The organism is Amycolatopsis sp. WAC 01376, from assembly GCF_003947415.1.
Taxonomy (GTDB): Bacteria; Actinomycetota; Actinomycetes; order Mycobacteriales; family Pseudonocardiaceae; genus Amycolatopsis.
The window spans coordinates 541,846-565,190 of the sequence record NZ_QHKL01000004.1; the positions used below are offsets into that span (position 1 = coordinate 541,846).

Consider the following 23,345-nt stretch of genomic DNA (forward strand, 5'->3'; position numbering starts at 1 on the left):
CCCGGAGAAGGGTGTCGAGCAGATGTTGTCAACGTTGTCACCACGCCGCTCCCGAAAGCCGAGACGCTTCCGGAAATCACTGGCCACCGCGGTCGCGGTGGTCTCCGCCCTGGCGATGACGTCGGGAGCCGCGACGGCCGCGGAGAGCGGCTGGAAGATGGGCAAGCCGCGCCTGACCACGCCGTGGACGAACCAGGTGTCGCCCTCGAACGCTTTGCCCGAGTACCCGCGGCCGCAGCTGGCGCGCGAGAACTGGCAGAACCTCAACGGGGTCTGGGAGTTCGCCGGCGCCGCCCCCGGCGAGGTCCCGCCCTTCGGCGAGAAGCTCGCCGAGAAGATCCTGGTCCCCTACCCCACCGAATCGGCGCTTTCCGGGATCCAGCGGCATGAGGACTTCATGTGGTACCGGCGCACGTTCACCGTGCCCAGGAACTGGAACGTCGGCAGGGACAACACCCTCCGGATCAACTTCGGCGCCGTCGACTACAAGGCGAAGGTCTACGTCAACGGCAAGGAGGTGGCCGCGCACCAGGGCGGCTACGGCGCGTTCTCGGCGGACGTGACCTCGGCGCTGAAACCCCAGGGAGAGCAGGAGATCATCGTCGGCGTCGAGGATCGCGCCGACGCGACCTGGCAGCCCGTCGGCAAGCAGCGGCTGGTCCCCGACCGCGGGATCTTCTACGAAGGCGCTTCGGGCATCTGGCAGACGGTGTGGATGGAACCGGTCGCGGCGAAGCACATCGGCACGCTCGGCATGGTCCCCGATCTCAAGTCCTCCACGCTGAAGCTCACCGTCGACACCGGCGGCAACTCCGGGCTGACCGTCGAGGCCGTGGTCCGCGACGGCAGGAAGGTGGTCAGCCGCAGCAAGGCGTCCGCTGCCGGGACGATCTCCCTGCCGGTGCCCAAGGCGAAACTCTGGTCGCCGGATTCGCCGTTCCTCTACGACCTGGACGTCGAGCTCAAGGACGGCCGCCGCACCGTGGACAAGGTTTCGTCCTACTTCGGCATGCGTGAATTCGGCACCGCGAAGGGGGCCGACGGCAAACTCCGGTTCACCCTCAACGGCAAGATCCTCTTCCTGCAGTCCACTTTGGACCAGGGGTACTGGCCGGACGGCATCTACACCGCGCCGACCGACGAGGCGCTGCGCTTCGACCTCGAACAGCACAAGGTCCTCGGCTTCAACACGGTCCGCAAGCACATCAAGACCGAACCCGACCGCTGGTACCACCACGCCGACAAGCTCGGCCTGCTGGTCTGGCAGGACATGCCGTCGATGCGCACCGGCGGGCGTCCGCCGGCCGACGCCCAGCGGCAGTTCCAGGTCGAGCTGAAGGAACTGGTGGAGCAGAAGAAGAACTGGACCTCGATCGTCGGCTACGTGCCGTTCAACGAGGGCTGGGGCGAATGGTCGCGCGAGACCACCGGCGAGATCGCCGACGACGTCAAGGCCCAGGATCCGACCCGTCTGGTCAACGCGCACAGCGGCGTCAACTGCTGCGATTCCCTCGGCGACTCCGGCAAGGGTGACGTCATCGACTGGCACGCCTACCCCGGCCCCGCGAAGCCGATGCCCGACGGCAAGCGGATCTCGATCGACGGTGAACACGGCGGCTACGGCCTCGAAGTCGAGGACCACATGTGGTTCGGCGAAGGCCACGCCTACGAGATGGTGAAGGACCAGGCGACGCTGAACAGCCGTTACGTCCAGAACCAGCGCGACGTGCTCGCTTCGGCGCAGAGCTGCGGCATCAGCGGCTCGATCTACACGCAGATCACCGATGTCGAGCACGAGGTCAACGGTTTCTTCACCTACGACAGGCAGGTGAAGAAGATGGACTTCGCGCAGGTGCGTGCGGTCAACCAGGCGATCATCCGTAACGCCGACGGCAGCGGTTCCGGCGCACCCGACCCAGGCCCCGGCACCCCGGGGCTCGCCGGTGTGCACGCCTACAAGTTCAACGAGGGCACCGGATCCAGTGCGGCGGACTCGGTCGGCGCCGCGCACGCCACGCTGACCAACACGCAGTGGGCAGGCGGTGTCGAAGGCGGCGCGCTGGCCTTCGCGGGCAACGGCCAGGCCGACACCGGGGCGAACCTCGTCCCCACGGCGGGCAGCTATTCGGTCTCGGCGTGGGCGAAGCTGGATGAGGCGAGCGGCGCCTTCCAGACCGTCGTCAGCCAGGACACCGGCCGCGACAGCGCGTTCTTCCTGCAGTACTCCGGGCAGGATCAGCGGTGGGCGATGAGCTTCGTCGGCCTTCGCGCCTTGTCACCGGAAAAGCCGGAAGTCGGCCGCTGGTACCACCTGACCGGGGTCCGCGACGCCAAGGCGGGCACCTTGTCGCTGTACGTCGACGGCCAGAAGGTCGCCTCGCAGAACGCCTGCTCCGCCGCACCGAGCACCGGGCACACCGTGATCGGCCGCGGCCAGTACGGCGGTCAGCAGGTCGACTTCCTGCGTGGCGCCGTGGACGACGTCCGGCTGTACGACCGGCCGCTGTCCGACGCCGAAGTCGCGACGCTCGCGAAGCGCGACTGAGCTCGCTCGCGCGGCGCCGGGGTCACTCCCGGCGCCGCGTGCCCTCCACCCACTCCCGCACGATGTCGCCGAGCACGGGCAACGGCACCTGCCCTTGCCTCAGCACGACGTCGTGGAAATCGCGGATGTCGAAGTCCTCGCCCAGCCGCTCCTCGGCGAAGGCGCGCAGCCGCTGGATCTCCAGCCTGCCCGTCATGTACGACAACGCCTGACCGGGCCATTCGATGTACCGGTCGGTCTCGGACTGCACTTCGACGTCGCTCAGCACGCAGTGCTCGGCGAGGTAGTCCACGCACTGCTGCCGGGTCCAGCCCAGCGCGTGCAGTCCGGTGTCGACGACGAGCCGCGCCGCGCGCAGGGAGTCTTCGGCGACCATGCCCAGGCGCATCACGTCATCGGAGTACAACCCCATCTCGTCGGCGAGCCGTTCGGTGTAGAGCGCCCAGCCCTCGTCGAACGCCGAAAGCGGGACGAGTTTGCGCAGCCGAGGCACTCCGTCGAGCTCGTAGGAAACGCAAGCCTGGAAATGGTGTCCGGGAACGGCTTCATGGAAGGCGACCGACTCGGCGATGAACCGGAACCGCTCGGTCACCCGGTAGGCGTTGGTGGAGTAGACGCCCGGACGGCTGCCGTCGGCCGACGGCGGCATGTAGTACGCCTGCGCGGCGGACGGCCCGTCCGCTTCCGGTACCGCGCGCACGACGCATTCTGCGGACGGCACCCGGCGGAACCAGGCGGGCGCGGCGGCCGTGGCCCGCGCGACCGCTTCCGTCGCGGTCGTGATCATCTCGTCCGCGTCACGCCAGCACAGCGAGGGATCGGTGCGCAGCCGACGCCGGACCTCGACGGGGTCGTCCTCGCCGAACACCGCCGAGCCCAGCCGCCGATACTCGTCGTCCAGCGCCCGGCCGATTTCGAGGCCGGTCTCGTGCAGTTCCTCCGGCGAGATCCCGGTGGTGGTGTGTGTTCTGACCAGACCCGCGTAGCTCTCCTTGCCGCCGTCCAGCCAGCAGAGGCCCGGCCGGTCGTCGGGGCGGCCGCGGCCGGCGATCTCGCTCGCGAGGGTGTCGCGATAGGCGACGAGTGCCGGGCGCACCTTCGCGGTGAACAGCCGTTCCCGGCGCGCCACCCGGTCACCGGTCAGCGGCGGGACGAGCAGCGGATGGGGCTCGGCGGCCAAGAATCGGTCGACGTGGTCGATGGCGCCGCGCACCGCGCGGTCCACCGGCGTCCGGCCCGCCGCGACCCCGGCGCGGTGGCGGTCGGCCAACGCCGCGAAGAACTCCGGGAAAGCGGCCAGCCTGGCCAGGTAGTCCTCCTCGGCCTGCTCTCCCGAGGGCTCGAGTTGCGGGAGCCAGGACAGCACACCTGTTCCCTCGGCCGCCATCTGATCGGCGATGGTGAACTCGAGCTGCCGCGAGTCCAGCCGGGAAAGGAGCGATTCCGCGTGGTGGGTGACGACGCCGAGCGTGATCCGGTCCGGATCCGTGGACCGCGCGGCGTGCCCGGCGATCCGGACGGCCCGTTCCCGCAGCCGGGCGTCACCGGCCTCGGAGACGTCCCGCAACTCGTGATCGTGTCCGGGGATGTTGTCGAAGGTCGCCATCAACGGCATCTCGGTCGCGAGTACGTCGAGGAGTTCGTCGGCCAGCTCCGCCGCTGTCGGCTGATCGCTCATATTCGATGACTACCAGACGGGACCCGCTCCTCGCTGGCGGTTTCTTCGTTTATTCCGGGCCGGTGAACGCCCGGTACAGCGGCCGTAGCAAGGCGGTGACCGACGTTCCGTCCACGGTGGCCTTGAGCGGCGGGACCTCGTCGAGCAGCCCCAGCGGGTCCCCGGCCGCTGGTCGGCGCTTGTTCGTGACGTCCCCGGCCGGGCCCCAGCCGAAGAAGTCGTCCATCACCTCGTCGAGACCGGGCGTCTCGTCGTCCGCCGACGGAGCCGTCACGCGAGCGCCCGCCTGCCGTCCGATCTCTTCGAGCAGCGTCGCGCGGTCGCGCCCGCGGAGGGCGAAGATCGCGAACGGGTCCGCCTCTTCCTCGAGCGCGATGAGCCCCGCGACGAGGTGATCGCACGGGACGCGGGTGCCGGGGCAGGTGCAGTCCAGCGATAGTTCCCACGCCGCCTCGGGGAACAGCGGCACCTGCTCCGCGGCGAAGAAGCGATCGATGCCGTCCGGGATCCGGCCGTCGAGCAGGGCCGTCCTCGTGGCCTCGTCCGCGGCGACGGCGGTGATGACCGCCGTCCACACCTGTTTGCCGAAGGTCGGCAGACCGATACGGACCTCGTAGAACCGTTGCCGCGTCACCCGGACCTGGGCGACGGCGGCGCCGGGCCCGACCGTGAGCGTGTCGACCCGGCAGGGCGGCACAAGTCCTTTGTGGACACCCAGGTCATCAAGCGCCCGGCGGAATCCCTCAGTCATCGGCCGCCTCCCGCCCCAGCGCGAAGACCTCGCGCAGCGAATCGGCGGACAGTTCCGTGAGCCAGTCCTCCCCGTCGGTGACGACGAGATCGGCCAGCGCTTCCTTCTTGGTGATGACGGCGTCGATCCGCTCCTCGATGGTGCCGGGGCAGACGAACTTCCGTACCTGGACGCTGCGCCGCTGACCGATGCGGAAGGCACGGTCGGTGGCCTGCTCCTCCACCGCCGGATTCCACCACCGGTCGAGATGCAGGACGTGGGTGGCGGCGGTGAGCGTCAGCCCCGCTCCCCCGGTCTTCAACGACGCGAGCAGGATCGACGGCCCCTCGCCCGACTGGAAGTGCTCGACGATCGAATCGCGGCGCCGCTGCGACAACCCGCCGTGCAGAAAGGCGATCTTCACGTTCAGCCTGCTCGAAAGATGCGGCACGAGCAGATGTCCGAACTCGGCGAACTGGGTGAAGCACAACGCGCGATCGCCGGAGTCCAGGATCTCCGCCAGGAGTTCTTCGAGGCGGTTGACCTTGCCGGAGCGGTGCCCGATCGGCGAACCGTCGTGCAGCAGATGCGCGGGGTGGTTGCAGATCTGCTTGAGCTTGGTGATCGCGGCGAGGATGTTGCCGCGCCGTTTGACCCCGGCGCTGTCGGCGATCCTGGTCATCATCTCGTCGACGGTCGCGCGGTACAGCGTCACCTGTTCGCGGGTGAGGCGGTATTCCTGGAGGATCTCGATCTTCTCGGGCAGGTCGGCGAGCACGGTGGGATCGGTTTTGAGGCGCCGCAACAGGAACGGCCGGGTCAGCCGGCGCAGCTCGGTGGCCGAGGAAAGGTCGCCCCGGCGTTCGATGGGCACCTCGAACCGCTCGCGGAACTCCTGCCTGCCACCGAGGACGCCGGGGTTGAGCAGATCCGAAAGCGACCACAGGTCGGCGAGCCGGTTCTCCACCGGCGTCCCGGTCAGCGCGATCCGATGCCCGGCGGGAATCCGGCGCAGGGCCTGCGCGGGTCCGGTGTTTTGGTTCTTGACCGCCTGCGCCTCGTCGAGCACGAGCCGGTGCCACCGGATGCCCGCGAGTTCGTCGACGTCGCGGGCGGCGGTCGAGTACGTGGTGACGACGAGGTCCGCCGCCCCGGCGCGCGCCGTCAACCGCGCGCCGTGCTCGCGATCGGCACCGTGATGCAGGTGCACACGCAGCTCCGGCGCGAACTTGGCCGTTTCCCGTTGCCACGTCCCGAGCAACGACATCGGGCAGACGAGCAGCGTCGGCGCCCTGTCGTCCTGTGCCCGCTCGATCGCTTCGAGCGCGAGCAGCTGGACGGTCTTGCCGAGCCCCATGTCGTCGGCGAGGCAGGCCCCGAGCCCGATCGACGCCATGAATGAAAGCCAGGCGACGCCGCGGCTCTGGTAAGGCCGCAGGGTCGCCAGGAACGTGGGCGGCGGCTCGGCCGGTTCGATGGTGCGCTGGACTCGGCCGGCGAGGAAGTCGTCGATCCAGCCGTCGGTCGTGACCTCGGTGACCGGGAGCGGCGTGTCGTCGAAGCCGTGGAGCAGGGCCAGCAGTTCCGCCGGTGTGGGCAGCGGCGGTTTCTCGCGATCCGGCTCGCGACGGAGGTACTCGAGACCGGCGCGAAGCAGTTCGGGGTCCACGCTCACCCACCGGCCGCGCAGCCGCACCAGCGACGACTTCGCGGCGGCGAGCCCGGCGAGTTCCTCGTCGGTCAGCGCGTCCTCCCCGACGGCGAGCGCCCAGCGGTAGGAGGCGAGCTGGTGGCGGCCGAGCCGGTGCACCGCGGCCTGGTCGACGGGCGCGCCGCGGACGGACAGCTTGAGCGCGAGTTTCCGCCTGCCGCCCCAGCTCGCCGGGAGCTGGACGTCGAACCCGGCCGCGACCAGGCGCTCCGCACCGCCGTCGAGGAACTCCACGGTTTCGGCCACGGTGAGGTCGTAGATGCCCGGCTTCTCGGCTTCGACCGCGGGACGGAGCAACGGCAGCACCTCGGCGGCCCGCTCCAGCTCGGCGGCGAAGAGACCTTCGGGGTCGGTGAACTTGGCGCCCGCCTTGCCGGACCAGACGTCCTCGGACGGGAGCAGAAGGCTGGGGTCGGCCGCGGAACGCAGGAGGAAGCGCAGCTGCCACTTGGTCCCGTCGCCGGTCTGGTCGTCCGGATCGTCGGCCGGGCCGTGCAGCGTGGGAACCTCGTCGAGACGGAAGCAGACGGTGCCTTCGGTGAGGTCCGTGTCGCCGACGGCGTCCCAGGCGGCGATGCCCTCGGCGACGATCCCCATCCGTCCGGGCGACTGGCCGATCCGGTCGTCGGCGCTCTTCAGCGCGTGGAGCCACGACCCGAACGGGCCTTCGCGCCCGTCACTTTCCGTGGCGTGTCCGGCGGCGGCCAGCCGGTCGCGGACGGCGGCGTCGACCAGGGTGCGGAGCGCGTCGGTGACGAGCGCCGCCGGATCCGGTCCGGGATGTTCGGCCCGGCCGACCGGCGGGGTGGCCGCGATCAGCGCCCGGACCGCGACCGCGTCGCCGCCGCGGGCCACCGGCCGCCAGGCCGCCCGCGCCACGATCTCGTTCCGCACGAGCGTGGGAAGCACCCGGCCGCGGCGCACCAGGTCGTCCGCCAGCCGCACGACGGCGCGAAGGTGGCGGACGGAGGTGCCGTAGCTGACCGTGTCGGCCAGGTCTCCCAGCTCGGACGGGTCGATCAGGAGCGCCGGCACCGACCAGGGTTCCAGCGTCAGTTCCTGCTGCGGACGACCCCGCACGCCCAGTTCGGGCGACGCGACCGGGCCGCCGCGCCGCGACGGCAGCAGCAGGACGGCCGACGCCGGCTTGCCGGGATGCAGGGCCGTCAGATCCGCGACCGACGCGGCGAACGGATGCGGCCGGGCCGCGCTCGACGGCCGCATCGACGTCGTCGCCGGGCGGTCGCCGTGTTCGCCCCAAAGCAGGATCCCGCGGCCAGGGGACCACAGGCCGTGCACGACGAGTGGCGACATGATCCCCCTTCCGCGGTCTGGTCCTTCCAGCATGCCCGGGACCGATCAGCGTCCGGTCAGCGCGTCGCCGATAGGATCCCTTCGATGGAGGCGACCGGTGTTCTCGACGCGATCGATCCGCGCGAGGCGCTGACCGTTCTCGGCCCTTCCAAGGCCAAGAACCGAGGCGGTGACCTGCCCGAGTCCAGCACTGTCTGGCCGGAGGCGATGCTTCGCGCGCGGGCCGATGTCCTGGCGAGGTCCAAGGTCGACGACGGCGGGTTGCGACCCGCGTGGCTGCGCTACAACGGGAACTTCTACCGGAACGTCGGCGGCGCCTTGGGCGAGGCCGCCGCGTCCGGGCGGACGCTGATCCTCAGCGGCGGCTACGGGCTCCTGCGCGCCGACGAGCCGATCTCGTACTACGACCGGAAACTCAAGCTCGGCGACTGGCCGCCCGGCGTACTCGAAGACGCCGTGCTCGGGGAGGCACGCCGGATCGGGGCGGCGAAGGTCGTCACATTCGTGTCCGCCAGCGCCGACTACGCGAAGTTGATCCGGCGGATCCCTTGGGGTCCCACGGAAATCGGCGGTGTTCTGGTGACCGTCGACTTCCACGGAGGCGGCGCGCAGGTCGAGGTGCCACGGCGGCTGGCGCAGGCTTTCGGCGCGTGGTGGCGCCGGTCGCCGTCGGACTATCCGGCGGGCATGGTCGTGGAGTCGCTCGGCTGACTCACGGCCACCGCGTCTCGGACAGCACACGCGCGGCGCGAAGGAAGGCTTCGCGATCGGCGGCTGAAAGCTCTCCGAGCAGCCGCTCCTCCTGCGCCTGGATCTTCGACTGGGCCGACCTTCGCGCGGCGCGGCCTGCTTCGGTGATCCCCAACAGCCGGACTCGGCGGTCCTTCGGATCCGGCTCACGGGTGATCAGCCCGTCTTCCTGGAGTTTGTCGAGGGTGCCGATGATCCGGGTCTTGTCCGCGCCGACCGCCTTCGCGAGGGCGGCCTGCGTGCGGACGGGCCCGTCGTCGAGCGCGCTCAGCACCACGTAACCCCACATGGTCAACCCGTGCTCGGCCAGCACCGGCGTCTCGGCGTTCATCAGCCGTCGCATCAGCCCGCCGAGCATCGCCGCGAGATCCGGCCTCCCCTGCTCCGCCATGCGCAGACCATACCGACCTGGTTCGCGAAACCGGTTGACGAACTCGTACGCATATGTAGATGATATGCGCATGCCTATTGATGAACTCCGCATCCTCGACGCCATCGTGACCCGAGCCAGCCTGGATCTGGTCACCAAGATCACGCCCGCCGACCTGACCAAGCCGACGCCTTGCAGCGCCTGGACCCTGCACGGCCTGCTGGCGCACATGGCCACCCAGCACCACGGCTTCGCCGCCGCGGCCGATGGCGAAACCGACCTCGGCCACTGGCGCCTACTGCCGCTGGGCGACGACCCTGTGGAGACCTACCGCGCCTCGGTCAACCGAGTGCTGAACGCCTTCGTCCCCCACGACCTCGCCGACCGGAAGTTCGCCCTTCCCGAGTTCTCCACCGAAATCACCTTCACGGCGGAGCAGGCTCTGGGCTTCCATTTCGTCGACTACCTGGTGCACTCCTGGGATGTGGCCAAAACCCTCGGCCTGCCGCTCGAGTTCCAGCGAGAGGTGCTCGACGCCGGCCTGCGGTTCGCCGAATCGATTCCGGACGGGAAGAACCGGAAGGCACCGGGCGCCGCCTTCGCCCCGGCCATCGACGAGAAGGGACCGTCCGACCTGGACACGATCGTCGCCTTGCTCGGCCGTTCGCCGTCGTGGCCGGACACCGCGGTCGCGGCCTGATCGACGAGTGTTCAGCGGCGATCGATGAGCGCTTCGATGCCGTCCAGGATGCGGCCGAGACCGAACTCGATGTCGGCTTCCTCCATGCCTTCTTCGCCGTACGCCTCACCGGAGATCACGGCGGCGACGCGCAGGTAGCCTCGGCCTTCGAGACGCGGCCCCAGGAACGCGCTCAACGCCCGGACCTGATCCGAAGGGCTCGCGTTCACGTCTCGCAGCAGTGAAGCGGTGCTGCGGACCCAGCCGTCGACGAGGACGGCGCAGCCGGTCGCGTCCTGGACGCTCAGGCCCGAGCCTGCCATCCCCTCCAGGAAGTTTTCCAGCCACCCCAGCAGATTCGGCGTACTCGGCGCCCTTCGCACCGGCAGGTCGATCAGCCACGGGTGACGGCGGCAGCGCGCGAGAAGCGCGCGGGCCCAGGCCGTCACCGCGGCGCGCCAGTCACCGGACGACAGTTCCGGCGGCGGCCCCCAAGCCGCTTCGGCGACCAGGACGAGCAGCTCCTCCTTGGAGCTCAGGTACCGGTAAAGCGCGTTCGCGGTGATGCCGAGCCGTTTGGCGATCGACGGCATGGACAGTGCCGCGTAACCCTCCGCGTCGGCCTGCGCGATGGCCGCGTCGACGATCTGCTCGAGGCTGTATCCCGGTTTCGGCCCGCGCCGGGGCGCCGGGGTGTGCCCCCAGGCCAGCGCGGTACCCGGCGGCAGCAACTCGATCTCAACGTCGTCCATCAGGGCATTGTTGCACCCAAAACAGGTAAAGGCATACACTGTTCATGGCATACACAGTTACTTCCTGAGTTGGGGGATCGACCATGACCGAACCGAACAGGCGGAACGTGCTCCGCGGCGCGGCCGCGCTCGCCATCGGAGGAGCCGCCGCGACCTACGGGAGCACCGGGCCCGCGTCCGCCGCGCCCAATCCGGCGAAACCGCGTTACCCGTTCATCGAAGGCGCGTTCGCGCCGGTGAAGGAGGAGGTGACCGCGTTCGACCTGCCGGTCACCGGCCGCATCCCGGACGACCTCCGCGGGCGGTACCTGCGCACCGGGCCGAACGTCCTCGGGCTCGAAGATCCGCGCGCTCACCACTGGATGCTGGGTGAGGGGATGGTGCATGGCGTCCGGCTCCGCGACGGGAAGGCCGAGTGGTACCGCAACCGCTGGGTGCGTTCGTCCGGTGTCGCGGCGAAACTGGGCGAGCGGTACCCGTGGCCGGTGCCCGCCGAGGATTTCGCGCCGAACACGCACGTGATCAGCCACCACGGCCGCATCCTCACCCTGCAGGAGTCCGGCGCCCCGCCGTACGAACTCGACGGCGAGCTGAACACCTTGGGGCCCTTCGATTTCAGCGGTTCGCTGGAGGGCTCCTACACCGCGCACACCAAGTTCGACGCGCGCGCCGACGAACTGCACGCCGTGACCTACCACCCGACCTGGGACCACGTACGGCATCTGATGATCGACCGGACCGGCCGCGTCGTGCGGACCACCCGGATCCCGGTCACCGACAGCCCGATGATGCACGACTTCGGGCTCACGGAGAACTACGTGGTCGTCTTCGACGTACCGGTCACCTTCGATCCGCAGCCGGGCAAGGTCGTGCCCTACAAGTGGAACACGGATCACCCCGCGCGGGTCGGGGTGATGAAACGCGACGGTGGCCCGGTCCGCTGGTTCGGCGTGGATCCGGTGTTCTACTCGCACACGCTCAACGCCTACGACCACGGCTCCACGGTGGTGGTCGACCTGACGACGATGCCGGCGCCATTCGAGGTGGCAGGCAAGCAGGGCTTCGGTGGCCCGTCGGCGTCGGGCCCGCCGGTGCTGGAGCGCTGGACGATCGATCTCGCGCAGGGCCGTGTGCGGCGCCGTGTCCTCGACGACCGGCCACAGGAGTTCCCGCGGGTCAACGAAAGCCTGGTGTCACGACGGCACCGGTACGGCTACTCGGCCTCCCCCGGCGAACTGTTCGACGTCTACCTGGACAAGCCCGCCGACACCTTCGGCAACGCGCTGATCAAACACGACCTGCGGAACGGACGCTCGGAGGTGCACCGCTTCGGGCGGGGCGCCGACGCGAGCGAAGCGGTCTTCGTCCCGTCGTCCCGCAGCAAGACCGAGGACGACGGTTATGCCCTCGCCTACGTCAACAATCCCGACCGCAACGCCTCGGATCTGGTGATCCTTTCGGCACAGGACTTCACCGCGAAACCCTTGGCTCGCATCCATCTGCCGCGGCCGGTGCCACTGGGCTTCCACGGAAGCTGGGTCGCCGACTGACCGATCGGGCGGTCGCCGGATGCCCCGGCGACCGCCCCTCGGGTTCACACCCCGGTGAGTACCTCCTCCAGCGCGGCGGCGGACTCCGGATACCGTTCGAGCAGCGTCAAGCCGGTGGGTGCGGTGCTCCCCCATGGCTCGTCGCAGCCCAGCAGTCCCGCCACGGCGTCGCAGGCCGCCGGGTGCGCGGCCAGCAGCGCGAGCCCGCTCCCGCCCGATTTCCTCGGTAGGGCAAGCGGTTCCCGCTGGTCTTTCCAGGGCGGAACCCATTCATCGAGCGCCGCCAGGCGGCCGGGGAAGATCCGTCCCGCCTCACGCACGAGCAGCGGCACCAGATCCGCGCCCCGGGATCGCAGCGTGGTGATCAACGTCGGCAACCACGGCAGCAGCAACCTGTCCGGGAGCTCGGAGAAGGCGTTCGACACCGCCTCGACGACGAAGTCGGCCAAGCCCGGCGCCGGTTCCAACGCGTGGACGAACCCGCTCAGGTAGCGCGGATAGGCGGGCAGCACCAACGGGTTGGCCAGCAGTCCGGCGCACCGCTCGCGGAGTTCCGCGCGCGAGAGGCGTCCGAGCTGGACCTGCGCCGCCCACAGCAACGCCACCTTCGACGGCTCCTCCGGATGCGATCCGGACATCGCCAGCTCCAGCTGCGTCCGGTCGCAGCCCAGCGACAACGCGAGCGCCTCCATGCTGAACAGGAAGCCCAGCATCGCGGCGACCTGCTCGACACCGGCCTCCTCGTCGGCGAAGGCCGCCGGGAGCAGGGTGCAGTAATGCGCGTACCCCGTCCTGACGAAGTCCTCGATCCACCGGGGCAGCACCGGCTCGCTGGTCCGGTAGTGCGCCAGCAGCCTCCGCACCCGCCGCAGCACTTCCGGCGCGCCGTCGACGGAGCGTTCGGTGGCCAGCACCTCCAGGGCACGCGCGCCCAGCTCCCCCGCAAGCCGGGCGCTGCGCAGGTAGAGCGTCGCGTCCTCGACCGCTCCGAGCACCTTCGCCGCGGTGGCCTGCGGATGGTAGGCGGCACGACGAAGCCGTTGCTCCAGCACCTGTTCGATGCTGACGCCCTCGTAGCCCAGCTCGATGAGGGCCCGCTGGTGGGTGCCCAGCGCCAGATCCCACGACTCCTGGATCGGCCGTTCACCGAGCCGCCGCTCCCCCATGATCGGCCGCGCCGCACCGTGCGGCATCAGGTACCGCAGCATCCACAGCAGATCGGAGCACGGCTCCAGCTCCGGCCTCGAAGCGATGTCGAGCAGCGCCCGCTGCACACCTCGTTGCTGCAGCTTGAGGTTCAGCGGTTCGAGCCTGTCGTGCACGTCGCGTGCCAGCGGCGGCAACGCATCGTAGCCGACCTGGCCGATCCGGTCGCCGCCCATCATGATCTCGACGAGCCGGCGCACGTCGCGCCTGCCGGGCACGACGTCCTTCTCGATACAGGTGACCGCCGCGTCCTGGAAGTCGTACGGCGTCGGCTTGGCCCTGTCACGCAGGCCCGCCAGCAGGATCGAGGTCTCGAACACCGCGATGGCGTCGGCCGTCGAGGACAGGTACCCGTTGCGGCGCGCCGCCCGCACGATCTCGACCGACCAGCCGAGCAGCTCGGCCTCGTCCAGCCGGTCGAGCACCGGAGGCCGTTGCAGGAACCCGGAAAGCTGATCCGACGACGCCGGATCCGGCGTCTGTGCCGGCAGCTCCGCGGCCTTCTTCCGCTTCGGGACGCCCACCTGCCCGTCCAGCTGGAACTGTTTCACCTTGGTGCGCTTGAGGTTCTTCGCCCACTCCGTCGCGGCGATCGACACCGATCCCCCGGCGAGCCCGAACTGCGCCTCTATCGAGGCGTGGCTCGACGGGATCAGCCCATACTGCCAGGTGCTCGCGCTGCGCGGGCTGATCACGAACCCGTCCGTGCCTTCGACACCGAATTCCGCGACCCGGCTGGCCGCGTGGAACGCGCCGCAGATGTAGAGGCAGTCCGCGGGATCCGCACCCGAAGTGGCGAGGTGCTCGCGCATGCGGGTCCACATGTAGCGCTCGCGGTCTTCGTCCACCCGTACGCGCCGGGTGTCGCCGGGCGCGAGACGGCGGAACAGGCTGCCGATCAGGAACATGACCTGGCGGTAGGTGTCGTGGTCGCTGTCGCCGAGCGGCAGCTCGACGTACTGGTGCCACCACTCCGACCAGTGCCGCACCCGCCCGTGCCGCAGGAGGTGTTCCTCGAGTTCGGCGAACCGCGGCCGCAGGTCACCGATCTCGACGCCGACCGCGTCACCGTGCAGCGCGGCCTCTTCCTCCGCGGGCGGCGCGTCCGGATCCGGGACGGGTTCGCCTTCGTTCCACTGGAAGACGTGGTCGGCCGACCGGTCGACGAGGACGAGCTCGACACCCGGGGTGTCGAGGGCATACGCGATCGCCTGGTACTCGGCCGAAGCCTCGGTGATCGGCGCGACAACGGACAAGGGCGCCCACTCGGCGGGGAATCCCTTCACGTCCGTCGCGAAAGCCTGCACCGCCACGGGAAGACGGCAGTTGCGAAGCTCGGTCAGCAACGGCGCCATGTCTTCGCACAGTTCGAGGTACACCACCTTCGGCTGCTTCTCCCGCAACCGCCGGGCCATCGCCACGGCCGAAGCCGGGGAATGGTGGCAGACCGGGAAGATCTCCAAGGGTTCCCGCACCGCGCGGTCGACGTCGTCGACGAGTCCGAGCAGGATGCCCTCCAGGGCGCCGGGCCCGTCGGCGAAGGCGGCCGCGGCCTCCTGCAACTGGCCGCGCAGCGCCTCGAAGGCGCCGCTCACGAGAGGGTGGCGATCGCGTCGCGGCCGCCGTCGAGGAACTCCGGCCAGTCCCCGCCCTCGTCCTTGCTGCGCGGCTCGACGACGCCGTGCAGGTACTTGTTGAGGATCGCCAGGTCTTCCGGCTCACGACGGGCGAGCGAGCCGACCAGCGACGATGCGAGCGTTCGGGCGGTCAGCGCCTGTTCGCCGAAAAAGTTGCTGTGCAGCACCGCGTCTTCGAGCACGCCGATCTGTTCGGCGGTGGACAACGCGGACTCCAGCTTCTCGTCGTCGCTGCCCGCCGACGCCGCCGCGGCGCGCAGGTCACCGAAGCTGCGCAGCAGCACGTCGAGCAGGGTCGGCGGCACGTCCAGCTCGATCTGGTGGCGGCGCAGCAGTTCCTCGGTGCGGAAGCGGACGATCTCCGCCTCGCTCTTCTTGTTCGTCACCACCGGGATGCGGACGAAGTTGAACCGGCGCTTGAGTGCGGAGGACAGGTCGTTGACGCCGCGGTCGCGGCTGTTGGCGGTCGCGATCACGGAGAAGCCGGGTTTGGCGAAGACGATGCCGTCACTGTCCAGTTCCGGTACCGAGATGTACTTCTCGGACAGGATCGAGATCAGCGCGTCCTGCACGTCGCTGGTGGACCGGGTCAGCTCCTCGAACCGGCCGATCGAGCCCGCCTCCATCGCGGTCATGATCGGCGACGGGATCATCGACTCCCGGGACTGGCCTTTGGCGATGACCATGGAGACGTTCCACGAGTACTTGATGTGATCCTCGGTGGTGCCCGCGGTCCCCTGCACGACGAGCGTCGAGTTGCGGGAGATCGCCGCGGCCAGCAGTTCCGCGAGCCAGCTCTTACCGGTGCCGGGGTCGCCGATCAGCAGCAGCGCGCGGTCGGAGGCGAGCGTGACGATGGCTCGTTCGACGATGCTCCGGTCGCCGAACCATTTCTGCGAGATCTCACGGTCGAGGCCGTCGGCACGCTCGGCGCCGAGGACGAACAGGCGCACCATCTTCGGGGACAGGCGCCAGGCGAACGGTTTGGGGCCGTCGTCGATCGACTCGAGCCAGTCCAGCTCTTCGGCGTACTTGAGTTCGGCGGGGGCGCGCAGGACGTCGGACATGTCTTGCCTTTCGGGGAAGTTCAGGAGGTGAGGAAGGTCTTGAGTTCGTGGACGAGCTTGGTGATGTGGCCGGAGATCACCGGCGTGCCGAGATCCTTGAAGCGCTCGCGGAACCAGGGGTTGACGCTGCCCCGGCCGGCGCTGGTGACCGAACCGACCGGGATGAACTTCGCCCCGGACCGGTGGATCGCGGCCATGCTTTCGAAGAGCTGCTCGACGCGGGTCTCGTAGAAGTCGGAGATCCACACCACCACGGTGTTGGCGGGCTCGGCGATCTTCGGCTGGGTCAGCGCCATCGCGACCATGCCGTCGTTGCCGCCGCCGAGATTGGTGCGCAGCAGGGTTTCGAACGGATCGTGCACCCACGGCGTGAGGTCGAGGGCCTGGGTGTCGTAGGCGATCAGGTGAACGTCCACTTTGGGCAGTCCGGCGAAGATCGAGGCCAGTACGGCGCAGTTGACCATCGAGTCCACCATCGAGCCGGACTGGTCGACGACCGCGATGAGCCGCTGCGGGGTGGTCTTCTTCGCGGTCTGCTTGTAGTAAAGGCGATCGACGTAGAGCCGTTCCTCGTCGGGGCTCCAGTTGGTGAGGTTCTTCCAGATGGTGCGATCGAGGTCGAGGTTGCGGAACACGCGCTTCGGCGGGACCGACCGGTCGACCTTGCCCGTCGAGGCCTTCTCGACCTGGGTCCGCAGGACCTCCGCGATCTCGTCGACGTAGCGGCGGATGAGTGACTTGGCGTTGGCCAGCGCCACTCCGGACAGATTGTCCTTGTCCCGCAACAACTGTTCGATGAGGGACATACTCGGGCTCAGCTTCGCCGCGAGCGCGGGATCGGCGAGGACCTCGCGCAGATGCATCCGCTTGACGAGGTCGGCCTCGATGGCACCGAGTTCCGGGCCGATCGACGGGAGCAGCGTGCTCAGGTCGGGAGCCGAGCCCCCGCCGGTACCACCCAGCCCGGTCGGAGCGCCACCGGGACGACCGCCGCGGAGCTCACCGGGGCGGCACCCGAGTGCGCGCTCGAACCAGCCCGCGTCGGCCTGCCAGCTGGACAGCTGCCCGGCCGTCACGGTGGAGGGTGCGGCGGCGAAGACGTTGAGCAGCACCTTCGACACCAGCGCAGCGCGCCGCACCTCCGCGGCCTTGTCCCGGCTGTCTTCGGCTTCGGGGACCATCAGCCCGTCGAACTCGGCGGCCAGTTCCGGATGACGCTGGACGACCGAGTCGACCGCGACGTTCGGATCGAGCAGCGCGGACGGCAGGCCGATGTCCTCGACCACGGCCACACTCGCCGCTTCGAGCGCGGCCTGCTCCTCGGGGTCGAAGAGCCGGGCGAGCAGCCGCCAGTACAGGACCTGGCGGCGGTTGTCCTCGGATTCGCTCATTTCCGCAACAGCCTTCCGGCGCGTTCGCGCAACACGGCCGCGGCGTCGGTGGCCGCCTTCTCGGCTTTCACCCCGGCCTTGTCCGTGGTGCCCCCGGCCCAGGCTCCGGCGTGCACGGCGGTGGTCTTCTTGCGCACCGTGGTCTCCATCGCGAGCGGCTGGAGCCGGAAACCGCCGTCCCACCGGATCAGGCCGATGCACGCACTGGAACTCGCGACAGCTTTCGGTGTCAGCGGACCGGCTGCCGGGATGCGGTCGGTCTCGACGGCGAGGTGATTCCCGGCGAACGTGAACGTGAGCGCGTCTTCGTCGCCCTCGATGCCGTAACCCTCGAGGAAGACGGGGACGGCGATCCGCACCGGATGCCGATCCAGCGGTGCGACCGCCGGCGTGACAGCCTTCGGCAGCGCGACACGCGCGGTGGAGAAAGCGTCCGCGGGCTCACCGAGGCGGGCATGTTCGTCCTGCCAGAGCAGGTCGCCCTCGGCGGTGAGCGGCATCTCGGTGAGGTCCATCGAGCGGCCCTCGCTGATCGCCGTGAGCAGGGAAAGATGCGGGCGCAGCAACTGCCAGATCCCGGCGCCGATGATCGTGTCCGGCTTCGGCACTGTCACGCTGGCACGCACGAGACGCGGCGTGCTGCCGTCCTCGGGCTCGAACACTGCGTGGACCTGGGCTTGGGCGGCCGTCGAGTGCTCCAGCAGATCGACCCCGAGCGGCAGCAGGCGGCCGGTGACCGTGCCGATCGCGGGCGTGGCCACGGGCAAGGTCAGCAGCATCCCGCGCGACCACAGGTCGCCCCAGCGTCGAACCGGAACTCGTTCCAACGCCGCACCAGGACAGGACGCCGCGAGTTCCGCGGCGAAGCCGTCGAGCAGGACAGCCAGCCGACGCAGACTCGGTTCCGCGAGCAGAGCGGAGATCACCTGCGCCGAAGCCGAGATCAAATCGTGGTCGATGCCCTGCCAGCCGGCGCGGGCCAGATCGGACAGCCAGGAACGCGCGGCGGCCGGCAGATTCGGCATGTCCGTCTTGGACACTTGCCGAGTGGACTCCTCTTCCGACGGCCGGCCGGTCGCCTCGGCGAGGCGCGCGAGGACGGCGTCGTGCACGGAACCGAACACGGCGATCCTCGCCGCCGCAAGGGAAACGAAGTGCTCCTCCCCCGCGGCACCCGCTGCCGTCTTCTCGGCTGCCTCGGCGACTCGCGACGCCAACGGCGACCCCGCGACGGCCTCGGCCAGCTCGGTCAAACCGGCGATCTTCTGTGGACGAAGCAACCCGGCGACGAGTACGTCGTCGAAGGCGTCGACAACCGCCAGCGCCTCGTCGAGACCGGCGATGGGGTCGGTGAGCAGATCGGTGCGCATCACACCACCGCCCTGGTCGGCGGGAACCAGTGCAGTTCCGGCGCCGGCGCCGTCGACGCTTCGAATTCCAGATACGCCAAGTGCCGCAAGAACTGGCTGAACACGGACGCGGCGGCGGTGTTGTCGCCCTGCGACGGCCGCGTCGCGCTCATGGTCTGCGAAATGGCCTGCGCGGTCGGCTCCGGAACTTCGACGCGCAAGTACCGTGCGACACGCTCGGCGCCGTACTGAAGAGTGGATTCGTTGAGCAGGGCGAGGATGTGGTTGCAGAACATGCCCCGCGCCCCGCCACAAGGCCGGTTGTTGTTGGTGCTACAGGCAAACTCGTACGTGCTCGCCGCGACCGACGAGACGTACACGCGCCCGATGTCCGATCCACTGGACACCACGCCCTGCACCCGTCCGTCGGCCAGTTCGACGAACGGGACCTTCGCGAGCTTGCGCGGGCGGGCAGGTGGCAACACCCGGGCCGTGCTCGCTCTTTCCCAGTCTGACAACGCATCTTCTCCTTGCGGGGTGCCTCGGTGGGGACTGGGATGAACCTAGCGGGCGGCACCGACAGTTTTGATCACATCCGTTGTTTTGCGAGCTGAACGGCCAGATCGGCGAGGTCCTCGGCGTAGAAGTCGAACCGGTCCGTCGCCACCGGCGGGTCCCCGACAGGCCTCGCGACGTAGGCGGTCCGGAGACCGACACTCTGCGCTCCCCTCAGGTCCCACGCGTGGGTGGCGACCATCAGCAGCCGCTCCGGCGGCGCACCTGAGGCCCCGACGGCCAGTTCGTAGACGGCCGGGTCCGGTTTGTAGGTCTGTGCTTCCTCCGCGGAGAGCGCTAGATGCCACCGGAGGCCGGCGTGGGCATTGATCCGCAGCAGGCTCGTCCGGCCGGCGTTGGAGAGCCCGATCAGCCGGTGATTCTCGGCGAGCCTGGCCAATCCCTCGACGGCGTCGGGCCACGGCGCGAGCTTCGGCACCACGTCCATCTTGGTGGTGACCTGGGCCGCTTCGCGGTCGAGAACGTCACTCGGGGCGTACGGCCTCTCCCCCTCGACGATGCGTCGCTGCTCGGTCTCGACGTGGCCCTGCCACAGCTCGACCAGCTCGTCAGCCTCCGCATCCGGCGCGGCTTGCCGAATGGCCGCGCGAATCCCGGCTGGCTCGTCGACGAGCGTGCCGAGTATGTCGAACACCAAGGCGTCGATCTCCACGGAGAACCTCCCGGTAAGGGTTAAAGTAGCGGTTAACCGCGAACGTACGAGAGGTTGGTAAGGGATGCAAGTAGCATTAGACGATTACGTCTGGGCGGCGGGCATCGCTACCGACCTGGTCAACACCACCGCGGAGGTCTGGCAAGGCGAAGACAAGCTGCCCGACCTGGCATCTCTCGCCGCCTTCGCCGAGCTTCACTCATTGCCCGAGCCCTCCCGGCCCAGTGATCTGCGTGCCGTTCACCGGCTACGCGTCACAGTGCGGGATCTGATCGACCACCCGGACCAGGCGCGCCTCATCACCGGCGCCACCGCGCTCACCACTCCGATCGGTGACGTCACCCTTCTGACTGACAGCGCACGATGGGCCGTCTCGGTCCGGCCTGACGCGACGGCCGCGGACTCCCTGGCCCTAGTCTGCGGCGTCGGAATACTCGGCGTCGTCCAGTCTCTCGGCGTGGAACGGTTCCGCACCTGTGGCGCACCTACGTGCCGAGGTGCGTTCATCGACACAACGCGCCCTGGACGACGTCGCTATTGCATGCCGGGATTATGCGGAAATCGCGTCAACGTGGCCAACCATCGGGCACGAAAGCTTTCTCAAGCTGGATTTTTCGAGGCGCCGTAGGCGAAATGCCGTAACAGCGGTTCACGAATTCGGCCCATCAAAGAATAGTGCCCGCTTCGAAGTATGATGCATGCGAGTGAACTTTCTCGACAGCGGGCGAGCCATGTTGGAAAATCAGATGCGCGCGACACATTACGGTAATCCCTTGTCGCGCTCAGTTCCCTCGCTCCCCTCATTCGGCGAAAAGGAAACCCATGCATGACGATGATGAGCCAGTAGGCCGGGTACTCGGCAGGCGGCAGGCGTTGATTCTCCTCGGCGCCGCCGGCGCGACACTCACTGTCGCCGGATCCGCCACCGCGAGTGCCACCACCCCCAGCGCAGGCACACCCGAGGTCTGCACGCTGGATTGCGTGGTCAAGCCAGAACAAATGGAAGGTCCGTACTTCGTCGACGAACGGCTCAACCGTTCCGATATCCGCAGTGAGCCATCCACCGGACAGCTGGTCGCCGGCACCGCGCTGGCCATCAATTTCACCGTTCAGCAAATTCGCCAGCAAGTGTGCACCCCGCTACCGGGGGCCATGGTCGACCTCTGGCAGTGCGACGCGTTCGGGCTGTATTCCGACATTCCGTCCCAGGGAAGTCGCGGCCGCCGTTTCCTGCGCGGTTACCAGAACACCGACCAATCGGGAGCGGCCAAGTTCACGACCATTCTTCCCGGCTGGTACACGGGACGCACGCTGCATATCCACCTCAAAATACGCACCGTCGGAACCAACGGCCGGCCGTACGAGTTCACCTCGCAGCTCTACTTCACCCCCGAGTTCGGCGCGGCCTATCTGCGGACCGAACCGTACCGGCGGAAAGGTCCGGCCGACACAACCAACAGCCGGGACTCGATCTACCGCAGCGGCGGAGCCCAGATGCTGCTGCGTCCACAGCAGGCCGGAAGCGGCTACACGGCGGACTTCGCGATCGGTCTCGACCTCTCGAACACCCAAGTCGGCCGTCCCGACTAGAGCACAGCACAGGGCCCTCCCCGGCAACCGCCGGGGAGGGCCCCGCTACATCCAGATGTCAGACGCCGGCGATCTGCTGAATCCAGGGCCGGTACCGCGTGATGTTCGTGTACGCGGTCGTGGTCTGCCGGTCACTCGTCGAGGCGACGCCGACCTGACGGCCGGAGGCGAACATCGGGCCGCCCGAGTCGCCGCCGGCGGTGATGCCGTCGCCGCGGCGCGCGCACACCGCGATGCCGCCGTTGTAGTCACGGCAGGAGACCGACGTGACCGAGACGTTGGCGACCTTCAGGTAGCGCGACTGGCAGTTGATCTCCGAGCCGCACTGGCTGGTCGCGCCCCAGCCGTAGACCTGGACGGTCTGCCCGACGGAGACGTTGGCGGTGGTGCCCAGCGGCGAGTACGTGGCGTTCACCGGGGCGGTGAGGCGCACGATCGCGAGGTCCGCGCTCGCGTGGCGGGTGACCGTGGAGCCGGTGGCCATGGTGCCGCCGCTCTGCTGGTCGAGGCTGCCGATCCGGAAGGTGAACGTGCCACTGCTGGCGACGCAGTGCTTCGCGGTCAGGATGTACTGCGGCGCGATGATCGTCGAGGTACAGGTCTGCCTGCCGTTGGCGAAGAGCCTGGCCGCCCAGGGGCCGCTCGACGCGTTCTGGCCGCCGATGATCATCGGCTGGACATCGGAGGACGGTTCCGCGGCGGACGCCACGGGGGCGGTGACGCCGAGCAACGCCGCGAAGGCGGTGCCGGCGATCAGGGCGAAGGAGCGAAGTCGCATGGTTCCGACTCATTTCTGCGACCCGGGTTCGGCCGCGCGATGGGGACGGGTGTGCTGATTCTGGGGCGCGGCAAGAGAAACCTGACACCGACGAAAGTCGTGCAGTGGATACCTATTCCTACGCCGCGGCCACCGCTAAGTGGCCCGCTAGGTACTGGAACGGCCCGCTGGTTACGACGACCGGCGTCCGTCCACTTGAAACGGATGGCGGCATAACCCCAGGGACATAACCTGGCTCCGGGGCTTCCCGAAAACCAGGTCCGCCACCACAATCGGGACCATGACCGCAGCACAGTGGACCCCGACCTACGGCGACCCCTTCGAGCCGGTGCCCTACCGTCCGGCGCGCATGTCCGCGGAAGAATCGCTGGCCACCGCCGCCGATCTGCGCCGCCGCATGGACTCCCGACGCACCGTGCGGATGTTCTCGACCGACCCGGTACCCGAGCAGGTGGTGGTGGACGCCATCGCGGTGGCCTCCACCGCACCCAGTGGCGCACATCAGCAGCCGTGGACCTTCGTGCTCATCAAGGACGCCGCGACCAAACAGCGGATTCGGGAGGCGGCCGAAGAAGAGGAGCGCGTTTCGTACGAGGGCAGGCTCGGCGAGGAATGGCTGTCCGCCTTGCGCCCGCTGGGCACCGACTCCGTGAAGACCCATCTCACCGACGCCCCGTACCTCATCGTGGTCTTCCAGCAGCGCTACTTCCTCGACGAGGACGGCACCAAGCACAAGCACTACTACGTCGACGAGTCGGTGGGCATCGCGGTCGGCATGCTGATCACCGCGTTGCATCTGTCCGGGCTGGCCGCGTTGACGCATACGCCGTCGCCGATGCGGTTCCTCGGCGAGCTGCTCGAACGGCCTCAGAACGAGAAGGCGTTCGCCGTCATCCCGGTCGGCTATCCGGCGGACGACTGCGTGGTGCCGAACCTGGTGCGCAAGTCGATCGACCAGGTGCTGATCCGCCGTTGAGCGCGAGCGTGACCCGGGTGCGTGTGCGCACCCGGGTTGCGCGA

19 protein-coding genes are annotated in these 23,345 nt (G+C 69.0%); 7 read left to right on the forward strand and 12 right to left on the reverse strand.

The window, feature by feature from the left end; all coding sequences use genetic code 11:
• Positions 1–115: 115 nt before the first annotated feature.
• A complete protein-coding gene (locus DMH03_RS25140; protein WP_125794646.1) occupies positions 116–2,545 on the forward strand; it encodes a LamG-like jellyroll fold domain-containing protein in 2,430 nt (809 codons plus the stop codon).
• A gap of 22 nt (positions 2,546–2,567) precedes the next feature.
• On the opposite strand, the gene DMH03_RS25145 is transcribed toward DMH03_RS25140, so the two are convergent.
• From DMH03_RS25145 to DMH03_RS25155, 3 genes are read right to left on the reverse strand one after another with little or no spacing between them, the layout of a single operon-like run.
• Positions 2,568–4,223, reverse strand: a complete 1,656-nt coding sequence (locus tag DMH03_RS25145) for a DUF885 family protein (protein ID WP_125794446.1) — start codon at positions 4,221–4,223, stop codon at positions 2,568–2,570.
• Between the two features lie 49 nt (positions 4,224–4,272).
• Positions 4,273–4,974 (reverse strand): hypothetical protein, encoded by a 702-nt coding sequence (locus tag DMH03_RS25150; protein WP_125794447.1) that lies wholly within the window; start codon positions 4,972–4,974, stop codon positions 4,273–4,275.
• Complete coding sequence (locus tag DMH03_RS25155; RefSeq protein ID WP_125794448.1) at positions 4,967–7,978, reverse strand: DEAD/DEAH box helicase; 3,012 nt, start codon at positions 7,976–7,978, stop codon at positions 4,967–4,969. Before DMH03_RS25155 ends, DMH03_RS25150 begins: the two co-directional genes overlap by 8 nt.
• A gap of 84 nt (positions 7,979–8,062) precedes the next feature.
• Between DMH03_RS25155 and DMH03_RS25160 the strand changes: the two genes are divergently transcribed.
• Complete coding sequence (locus DMH03_RS25160) at positions 8,063–8,689, forward strand: hypothetical protein (RefSeq protein WP_125794449.1); 627 nt, start codon at positions 8,063–8,065, stop codon at positions 8,687–8,689.
• 1 nt (position 8,690) lies between these two features.
• Here the strand turns inward: DMH03_RS25160 and DMH03_RS25165 are convergent, their stop codons facing one another.
• Complete coding sequence (locus DMH03_RS25165) at positions 8,691–9,119, reverse strand: MarR family winged helix-turn-helix transcriptional regulator (protein WP_125794450.1); 429 nt, start codon at positions 9,117–9,119, stop codon at positions 8,691–8,693.
• Between the two features lie 70 nt (positions 9,120–9,189).
• Here DMH03_RS25165 and DMH03_RS25170 point away from each other — a divergent pair, with 70 nt between their 5' ends.
• Entirely contained in the window at positions 9,190–9,798 is a 609-nt protein-coding gene (locus DMH03_RS25170) for a TIGR03086 family metal-binding protein (RefSeq protein ID WP_125794451.1), read from the forward strand.
• Positions 9,799–9,809: 11 nt separating this feature from the next.
• Here DMH03_RS25170 and DMH03_RS25175 read toward each other — a convergent pair whose 3' ends face one another.
• Entirely contained in the window at positions 9,810–10,529 is a 720-nt protein-coding gene (locus tag DMH03_RS25175) for a TetR/AcrR family transcriptional regulator (protein ID WP_125794452.1), read from the reverse strand.
• A gap of 83 nt (positions 10,530–10,612) precedes the next feature.
• On the opposite strand from DMH03_RS25175, the gene DMH03_RS25180 reads away from it, so the two are divergent.
• Complete coding sequence (locus DMH03_RS25180; RefSeq protein ID WP_125794453.1) at positions 10,613–12,079, forward strand: carotenoid oxygenase family protein; 1,467 nt, start codon at positions 10,613–10,615, stop codon at positions 12,077–12,079.
• A gap of 44 nt (positions 12,080–12,123) precedes the next feature.
• Here the strand turns inward: DMH03_RS25180 and DMH03_RS25185 are convergent, their stop codons facing one another.
• The 6 genes from DMH03_RS25185 to DMH03_RS25210 form a co-directional block, all read right to left on the reverse strand.
• Positions 12,124–14,880, reverse strand: coding sequence for a DUF5682 family protein (locus DMH03_RS25185; protein ID WP_125794454.1), 2,757 nt, complete (start codon positions 14,878–14,880; stop codon positions 12,124–12,126).
• Positions 14,877–15,989, reverse strand: a complete 1,113-nt coding sequence (locus tag DMH03_RS25190; protein ID WP_125794455.1) for an AAA family ATPase — start codon at positions 15,987–15,989, stop codon at positions 14,877–14,879. Before DMH03_RS25190 ends, DMH03_RS25185 begins: the two co-directional genes overlap by 4 nt.
• Before the next feature lie 20 nt (positions 15,990–16,009).
• On the reverse strand, positions 16,010–17,380 hold the full coding sequence (locus DMH03_RS25195) for a VWA domain-containing protein (protein ID WP_125794456.1): 1,371 nt from the start codon (positions 17,378–17,380) through the stop codon (positions 16,010–16,012).
• Complete coding sequence (locus DMH03_RS25200; RefSeq protein ID WP_233611621.1) at positions 17,377–18,750, reverse strand: hypothetical protein; 1,374 nt, start codon at positions 18,748–18,750, stop codon at positions 17,377–17,379. The genes DMH03_RS25195 and DMH03_RS25200 overlap by 4 nt, the downstream gene beginning before the upstream one ends.
• Positions 18,750–19,247 carry a hypothetical protein gene (locus tag DMH03_RS25205; RefSeq protein WP_233611622.1) on the reverse strand — a complete coding sequence of 166 codons (498 nt, stop codon included), beginning with the start codon at positions 19,245–19,247 and terminating at the stop codon, positions 18,750–18,752. The genes DMH03_RS25200 and DMH03_RS25205 overlap by 1 nt, the downstream gene beginning before the upstream one ends.
• Positions 19,248–19,318: 71 nt before the next feature.
• Positions 19,319–19,957, reverse strand: coding sequence for a haloacid dehalogenase type II (locus DMH03_RS25210; RefSeq protein WP_125794457.1), 639 nt, complete (start codon positions 19,955–19,957; stop codon positions 19,319–19,321).
• Between the two features lie 64 nt (positions 19,958–20,021).
• Here DMH03_RS25210 and DMH03_RS25215 point away from each other — a divergent pair, with 64 nt between their 5' ends.
• Together DMH03_RS25215 and DMH03_RS25220 are read left to right on the forward strand one after the other, a co-directional pair.
• A complete protein-coding gene (locus DMH03_RS25215) occupies positions 20,022–20,585 on the forward strand; it encodes a CGNR zinc finger domain-containing protein (protein ID WP_125794458.1) in 564 nt (187 codons plus the stop codon).
• A gap of 194 nt (positions 20,586–20,779) precedes the next feature.
• Positions 20,780–21,547: a twin-arginine translocation pathway signal protein gene (locus DMH03_RS25220; protein ID WP_125794459.1), complete on the forward strand. Its 768-nt coding sequence runs from the start codon at positions 20,780–20,782 to the stop codon at positions 21,545–21,547.
• Between the two features lie 58 nt (positions 21,548–21,605).
• On the opposite strand, the gene DMH03_RS25225 is transcribed toward DMH03_RS25220, so the two are convergent.
• A complete protein-coding gene (locus DMH03_RS25225) occupies positions 21,606–22,325 on the reverse strand; it encodes a trypsin-like serine protease (protein WP_125784604.1) in 720 nt (239 codons plus the stop codon).
• 280 nt (positions 22,326–22,605) lie between these two features.
• Between DMH03_RS25225 and DMH03_RS25230 the strand changes: the two genes are divergently transcribed.
• Entirely contained in the window at positions 22,606–23,301 is a 696-nt protein-coding gene (locus tag DMH03_RS25230; RefSeq protein WP_125794460.1) for a nitroreductase family protein, read from the forward strand.
• Positions 23,302–23,345: the final 44 nt, after the last annotated feature.